Origin of the sequence: Streptomyces sp. KLMMK, assembly GCF_036961605.1 — a bacterium.
In the GTDB taxonomy this organism is placed as follows: Bacteria; Actinomycetota; Actinomycetes; order Streptomycetales; family Streptomycetaceae; genus Streptomyces; species Streptomyces telluris.
The window spans coordinates 1-6,639 of record NZ_JBAMDC010000355.1 but is presented as its reverse complement, the minus strand read 5'-3'; the positions used below and the strand labels follow the sequence as shown (position 1 = coordinate 6,639).

Annotated in this window: 8 protein-coding genes; 6 read left to right on the top strand and 2 right to left on the bottom strand. The window is 73.9% G+C overall.

Annotated elements, in window-relative coordinates; all coding sequences use genetic code 11:
* The 4 genes from V7793_RS30765 to V7793_RS30750 all read left to right on the top strand — a co-directional run.
* Positions 1-1,077, top strand: a 1,077-nt coding sequence (locus V7793_RS30765) for an ArsA family ATPase (protein ID WP_336012722.1), incomplete at its 5' end; no start/stop codon positions are given.
* A gap of 80 nt (positions 1,078-1,157) precedes the next feature.
* Positions 1,158-1,619, top strand: a complete 462-nt coding sequence (locus tag V7793_RS30760; RefSeq protein WP_336012719.1) for a DUF5304 family protein — start codon at positions 1,158-1,160, stop codon at positions 1,617-1,619.
* 57 nt (positions 1,620-1,676) lie between these two features.
* Entirely contained in the window at positions 1,677-2,618 is a 942-nt protein-coding gene (locus V7793_RS30755) for an ROK family glucokinase (RefSeq protein ID WP_336012717.1), read from the top strand.
* Positions 2,619-2,811: 193 nt separating this feature from the next.
* Positions 2,812-3,573, top strand: a complete 762-nt coding sequence (locus tag V7793_RS30750; RefSeq protein ID WP_336012714.1) for an endonuclease/exonuclease/phosphatase family protein — start codon at positions 2,812-2,814, stop codon at positions 3,571-3,573.
* Positions 3,574-3,583: 10 nt separating this feature from the next.
* Here the strand turns inward: V7793_RS30750 and V7793_RS30745 are convergent, their stop codons facing one another.
* Together V7793_RS30745 and V7793_RS30740 are read right to left on the bottom strand one after the other, a co-directional pair.
* Positions 3,584-4,165 carry a hypothetical protein gene (locus V7793_RS30745; RefSeq protein ID WP_336012712.1) on the bottom strand — a complete coding sequence of 194 codons (582 nt, stop codon included), beginning with the start codon at positions 4,163-4,165 and terminating at the stop codon, positions 3,584-3,586.
* Positions 4,158-4,937, bottom strand: coding sequence for an alpha/beta hydrolase (locus V7793_RS30740; RefSeq protein ID WP_336012710.1), 780 nt, complete (start codon positions 4,935-4,937; stop codon positions 4,158-4,160). The genes V7793_RS30745 and V7793_RS30740 overlap by 8 nt, the downstream gene beginning before the upstream one ends.
* 126 nt (positions 4,938-5,063) lie before the next feature.
* Between V7793_RS30740 and V7793_RS30735 the strand changes: the two genes are divergently transcribed.
* Positions 5,064-5,825 (top strand): lysophospholipid acyltransferase family protein, encoded by a 762-nt coding sequence (locus V7793_RS30735; protein WP_336012707.1) that lies wholly within the window; start codon positions 5,064-5,066, stop codon positions 5,823-5,825.
* Between the two features lie 49 nt (positions 5,826-5,874).
* Positions 5,875-6,639: DUF5931 domain-containing protein (locus V7793_RS30730; protein ID WP_336012704.1), on the top strand; the 765-nt coding region annotated here is incomplete at its 3' end.

The following is a 6,639-nucleotide window of genomic DNA, read 5'->3' as shown; positions in this document are numbered from 1 at the left end:
CTGCAGGACCGCGGCGCCTCCCTCTTCGACCTGCTCGGCGCGAGCCCCCTCGACCCCGAGGAGCTCACCGAACTCCCCGGCGCCGAGCCCCTCGCGCTCCTCACCGCCCTGCGCGCCGCCCACGCGGACGGGGGCTACGACCTGCTCGTCGCCGACATGCCGCCCCTGCACGCCACGGTGCGGCTGCTGGCCCTCCCCGAGCAGCTGCGCCGCTACCTGCGCAGGCTGCTGCCCGCCGAGCGGCAGGCCGCCCGCGCCCTGCGCCCCGTGCTCGCCCAGCTCGCCGGCGTGCCCATGCCCGCGCAGCGGCTCTACGAGACCGCAAGCCGCTGGGAGGCCGAGCTCGCCGCCGTCCAGGACGTCCTCGAAGCCGAGGGCACGACCGTGCGCCTCGTCGCCGAGCCCGGCCCGCTCGCCGCCGGCGAACTGCGCCTCGCCCGCGCCGCCCTCTCCCTCCAGGGCTGCCGCGTCGACGCCCTGGTCGCCAACCGCCTGCTGCCCGGCGTCACCGGCGACGGCGTGACGGACGAGGGGGTCACCGGCCCCTGGCTCGCCGGGCTCGTCGCCGAGCAGCTGGCCGCCCACAAGAGCTTGCACGAGGAGTTCCTGGTCGACGGCGTCACCGTCTGCGAGCTGCCGCACCTCGGCCGCGGCCCGCGCGGCCCGCAGGACCTCGCCGAACTCGCCGCGCGGGCGCGCTCGACCACCATCGGCGTCGCCGCCGCTGCAGGAGGAAACGGTTCGGCCGGCGGCTTCGGCGTCATACCCGGCGGCGGCCTCACCGACGAGCTCGACGGCTGGAGCGGCACCGGCGGCGCCGGGGACCCGGCCGTCGAGGACCGCCTCGCCGCCGACGGCGTCCTGCTGTGGCGCCTCCCGCTGCCCGGCGCCGACCGCGGCGACCTCGACCTGCTGCGCCGCGGCGACGAACTCATCATCGGCGTCGGCCCGTTCCGCCGCGTCCTGACCCTGCCCTCCGCGCTGCGCCGCTGCACCGTCTCGGGCGCGGGCCTGCGGGACGGAGCGCTGTGCGTACGCTTCACCCCCGACCCCGGCCTGTGGCCAAGGTCCTCTTGAACGGCACTGCCTGAACGGCACCCGGCCCTTCGGGTAACGTCGGAGAAAACCCCTGTTTGCAGGAGCCAGGAGGCGCTGCCATGAGCGATCACACCGAGCGCCCCGCACCCGAGGCGCCCGACCCCGACGCCTGGGGCGATGCCTGCGCCGAGGACCTCGCGGCCGAGCGCGCCCGCCGGCGCGCGCAGCAGGGGCCGCCGCCCGGCACCGCCGCCGAGGAGCTGCGCAAGCTCGTCGACGCCGTCGCCGACAAGGTCTCCGGCATGCAGCTGCCGCTCGGCGGCGGCACCGCCCAGGTCGTCGTCCAGCAGGTCGTCGCCCAGGCGAAGGCCGTCGTCGAGCCCGTCATCGAGCGCAACCCCGATGTCTTCGACCACCTCGCCTCCGCCGGCTCCGAACTCCTGGCCGCCTACCGCGCGGCGGTCCGGGGCCAGGAGGCCCGCTGGGTGCGCGAGGAGCCCGCGCAGCGCCCCGGAAAGCCCGCCGGACCCGGCGAAGGTGACGGAGGCAAGGGCGGGAGCGAGCGCATCGACCTCGACTGATCCCCGGCTCCGGTACGGTGGGTCGCGGCGGGGTTCGAGCGAAAAACTGAGGGACACATGGGACTCACCATCGGCGTCGACATCGGCGGCACGAAGATCGCGGCCGGTGTGGTCGACGAAGCGGGCAACATCCTCGCGACGTGCAAAGTGCCGACCCCGTCGACCCCCGAGGGCGTCATCGACGCCATCGCGGACGCGGTGCGTACGGTCAGCGCCGACCACGACGTGGAGGCCGTCGGCATCGGCGCCGCCGGCTACGTGGACGACAAGCGGGCCACCGTCCTCTTCGCCCCGAACATCAACTGGCGCCACGAGGCGCTGAAGGACAAGGTCGAGCAGCGCGTCGGCCTCCCCGTCGTCGTCGAGAACGACGCCAACGCCGCGGCCTGGGGCGAGTACCGCTTCGGCGCCGGCCAGGGCCACGACGACGTCATCTGCATCACGCTGGGCACCGGCCTCGGCGGCGGCATCATCATCGGCAACAAGCTCCGCCGCGGCCGCTTCGGCGTGGCCGCCGAGTTCGGCCACATCCGGGTCGTCCCCGACGGCCTGCTGTGCGGCTGCGGCAGCCAGGGCTGCTGGGAGCAGTACGCCTCCGGGCGCGCGCTCGTCCGCTACGCCAAGCAGCGCGCCAACGCCACCCCCGAGAACGCCACGATCCTGCTGGGCCTCGGCGACGGCACGGTCGACGGCATCGAGGGCAAGCACATCAGCGCCGCCGCCCGGCAGGGCGACCCGGTCGCCATCGACTCCTTCCGCGAGCTGGCCCGCTGGGCGGGCGCGGGCCTGGCCGACCTGGCCTCGCTCTTCGACCCCTCCGCGTTCATCGTCGGCGGCGGCGTCTCGGACGAGGGCGACCTCGTGCTCGACCCCATCCGCAAGTCCTTCAAGCGCTGGCTGATCGGCGGTCAGTGGCGCCCGCACGCACAGGTGCTGGCCGCGCAGCTGGGCGGCAAGGCGGGGCTCGTCGGCGCGGCGGACCTGGCCCGTCAGGGCTAGCTTTGCATCCGGGGCGACCCCGCGGTCCGGGGCGCCCCGTTCCTGTCCGCCGCCAGGCGTTCTTCTCCGCCGCAGCGGATGTCAACCACGATGGCGCATACCGGCGGTGCCGAACCCGGCTCAAGTGGATTCGGCACCGCCGGACACCGCCGTCTCGCATTGCGCCGTTGCGGCGGAAGGGATGGGCGAGCGCATGAGTGCAGATGTCCTGGCGGACCTCCCGGCATCGCGAACCGAGCCGGACGGCTCTGCCGTCATCCGCGTGCTCAGTTACAACATCCGCTCCATGCGCGACGACGTCGCGGCCCTCGCCCGGGTGATCCGGGCCTGCCGGCCCGACGTCGTCTGCGTTCAGGAGGCCCCCCGCTTCTTCCGCTGGCGCAAGGCCGCCGCCCGGCTCGCCCGGACCTCCGGGCTCGTCCACGTCGCGGGCGGCGCCACCGCCTCCGGGCCGATGGTCCTCTCCTCGCTCCGCGCCCACGTGGAGCGCACCGAGGACATCCTGCTGCCCCGTACCCCCGGCCTCCACCAGCGGGGCTTCTCGACCGCGGTGCTCCGCTTCGGCCGCGCCCGGCTCGGCGTCCTCAGCTGCCACCTGAGCATCAAGGACTGGGAGCGCTACGAACAGGGCCGGCTGCTCCTCGACCGGCTGGCCGCCATGGACGTGCCGCACGCCGTCGCCGCGGGCGATCTCAACGACCGCCCCGACGGCCGCACCTTCGGCCTGCTGGCGGACGCCCTGCAGGACGGCTGGGCGACGAAGCCGTGGGGGAGGGAGCACACCACCCGGCTGGGCGATCCGCTGCAGCGGATCGACGCGGTCTTCGCGACGGAGGGGGTGGAGGTGCTGGGGTGCGGGGTGCCCATGGGGCTGCCCGGCATCGCCGAAAGCGATCTCCGGGCAGCCACGGATCACCTGCCGGTGCTGGCCGCGCTGCGGGTGCCGGCCGCGTAGGGCGGGCGGCTCACACCACCGCGCCGCGCCCAGGGTCGTCGTCCTCGTCGTCGCTGTCCTTCATCCGCAGGACGAGCGTGGCGAAGCCGCCCAGGAAGCCGCCGACCCCGAGGGTCGTCACCCACCAGGTGAGCTGCTGCTGCAGCAGCACCATGATCAGTAGCAGCAGCGGACCGCCCAGCACGGCGATCCAGGCGAAGCGCGCGGTGACGTCCCCGGTGGGCAGGGGCGGCGGCTCGGGCGGGATGAAGTGGCCCTCGTCGGCCGGGTCGTCCGCATCGTCCGCGCCGTCCTGCGGGGACTCCGGCGTGCTCCAGTCGCGGGGGCCGACGCCGGGCGCGTAGACGATGAAGCTGCCCGGGGGCTCCTCCCGGGCCGGAGCGGGCTCGGGGGAGGCATCCTTCCCGGGAGCGTCCTTCTCCGGGGCGTCCTTCCCGGCCCCCGCAGGGGTGCCGGTGTCGCCGCCCGTGGCCGGCCAGCGGCCGGTCGCGGGGTCGGGCTGCTCCCCGTACGCGGCGACGAGCTCCGCCCAGGCCGCGTCCTCGTCGAGCGGGTCGCGGCTCTCGTCGCGGCCCGCGTCACGCTCAGCCACGGGCGGCCGTCCCCTCCTGGGAGCCGACGCCGGAGAGCCGGCCGATGAACGCGTAGGTGTCCTCGAAGATGCGCTCGGCGTCGTGGTCCAGGGTGGCCACGTGGTAGCTGCGCTCCAGCAGGCGCTCGGTGACGTCGCGGGAGGAGACGCGGGCGAGGATGCGGGCGGAGTCGGCCGGCGGGACGATGTGGTCCTCGGGGCTGTGCATCAGCAGCAAGGGCTGGGTGACCTGGGGCAGTTCGGCGTCGACCAGCTGGAAGAAGCGGCGCACCGAGTGCGCGGCGTGCAGCGGCACCCGGTCGTAGCCGACCTCCTGGGCGCCGGGCTTGGCGATGTCGCTCGCGATGCCCTTGGTGGAGGGCACGAAGTGGCGCACGACGGGCAGGGCCCGCGCGGCCAGGCCGTGGACCTTGTTGCCCGGGTTGACGAGGACGACGCCGCTGACCGCGTCCCCGTGGCGGGCCGCGAGGCGCAGGGCGAGCGCCCCGCCCATCGACAGGCCGCACACGAACACCTGCGAGCAGCGCTCGCTCAGCTCCCGCAGCGCGTGGTCGACCTCCGCGTACCAGTCCTGCCAGCCGGTGAGCTGCATGTCCTGCCAGCGGGTGCCGTGCCCGGGCAGCAGCGGCAGCGAGACGCTCAGGCCCCGCCCGGCCAGGTGGTCAGCCCAGGGCCGCACGGACTGCGGGGAACCGGTGAAGCCGTGACACACGAGGACGCCTACCTCTCCGCCTTCATGGCGGAACGGCTCGGCTCCGGGGAGGAGCGGCACCGGGATCTCCGATCGGTGGAACGGGGGCAAGGGAGGACACAGAGGGTCCGGTCCTCAGCGTACGCGGAGCGCCGCACGGCGGGTAGGCAGGTTAAGGTCTCCTCGTCACACACAGGAGGTTCTCGGTTGTTCTACGGCGCTATGAAGGTGTCCATCGGCGGGTCGCTGAAGCTTGCCTTCCGGCCGTGGGTGGAGGGCCTGGAGAACATCCCGGCCGAAGGGCCCGCGATCCTCGCGAGCAACCACCTGTCGTTCTCGGATTCGTTCTTCCTGCCCGCGGTGCTCGACCGCAAGGTCACGTTCATCGCGAAGCAGGAATACTTCACCTCCCCCGGAGTCAAGGGGAAGCTGACGGCCGCGTTCTTCAAGGGCGTCGGCCAGCTGCCCGTCGACCGTTCGGGTGCCCGCGGCGCGGGTGAGGCCGCGGTCAAGAGCGGCCTGGACGTGCTGGCGCGCGGTGAGCTGTTCGGCATCTACCCCGAGGGCACCCGCTCCCCCGACGGCCGTCTCTACCGGGGCAAGCCGGGCGGGCTCGCCCGGGTGGCCCTGCTGTCCGGGGCGCCGGTGATCCCCGTGGCCATGATCGACACGGAGAAGGTGCAGCCCCCGGGCAAGGTGCTGCCCAAGATGGTGCGCCCGGGCATCCGCATCGGCGAGCCGCTGGACTTCAGCCGCTACCACGGCATGGACGGCGACCGCTTCATCCTGCGCTCGGTCACCGACGAGGTCATGTACAAGATCATGGAGCTCTCGGGCCAGGAGTACGTGGACATCTACGCGACCGCCGCCAAGCGGCAGATCGCGGACGAGGCGAAGCGGAAGGCCGAGGAGGAGAAGGCGGCGAAGGCCGCCGGGCTCGGCAAGGCAGCCGATCAGGGCGGAAAGTAAAGGGGAGCGGCAGCCGGCGGCGCAGCGCGCCCGGCTCGGGGGTTGGTCGATGACACCGCGCAGCAGGAAGCCGCGCGTCGTACGGATGTCGGTGGAGCTGCCGCTGTGGCGCGCGCTGACCGGCTACCGCATTCTGACGCTCTGCTACGCCCTGGCGATCTTCGCCATCAACTACCACGAGTACGCCCATCCGCTCGGCGGCGCCCTCTATATGGGCGTACTCACCGGGTGGATGGCGCTCACGTGGAACCGCACCTCGGCGCCGGAGCGCTGCACGAAACGGTTCCTCATCGCCGACCTGGCCCTCGCGCTCGCCGGAATCCTCATCACCGCCGTCGTGGACTCCCCGGCCCGCATCGACGGCGGTGCGGCCACCCTGCCGTCCATATGGACCGGCGGCGCCGTACTGGGCCTGGCCATCAAGGGCGGCTGGCGCTGGGCGGCCGTCGGCTCCACCCTCGTGGCCGTCGCCAACCTCGCCGAGCGCGGCAGCCCCGCCCGGGACACCGTCCACAACGTGCTCCTGGTGTGGGTCTCCAGCATCGCCATCGGCTACATCGTCGAGGTCGCCCGCGCCAGTGAGCGCACCCTCGCCCGCGCCCTGCGCATCGAGGCCGCCACCCGCGAGCGCGAGCGGCTCGCCCGCGACATCCACGACGGCGTCCTTCAGGTGCTGGCCATGGTGCAGCGGCGCGGTGCCGCGCTCGGCGGCGAGGCGGCCGAGCTCGGCCGGATGGCCGGCGAGCAGGAGATCGCCCTGCGCACCCTGGTCGCCGGGGGCCTGCTGCCCCCGCAGCGCTCCGCCGAGGAGCTC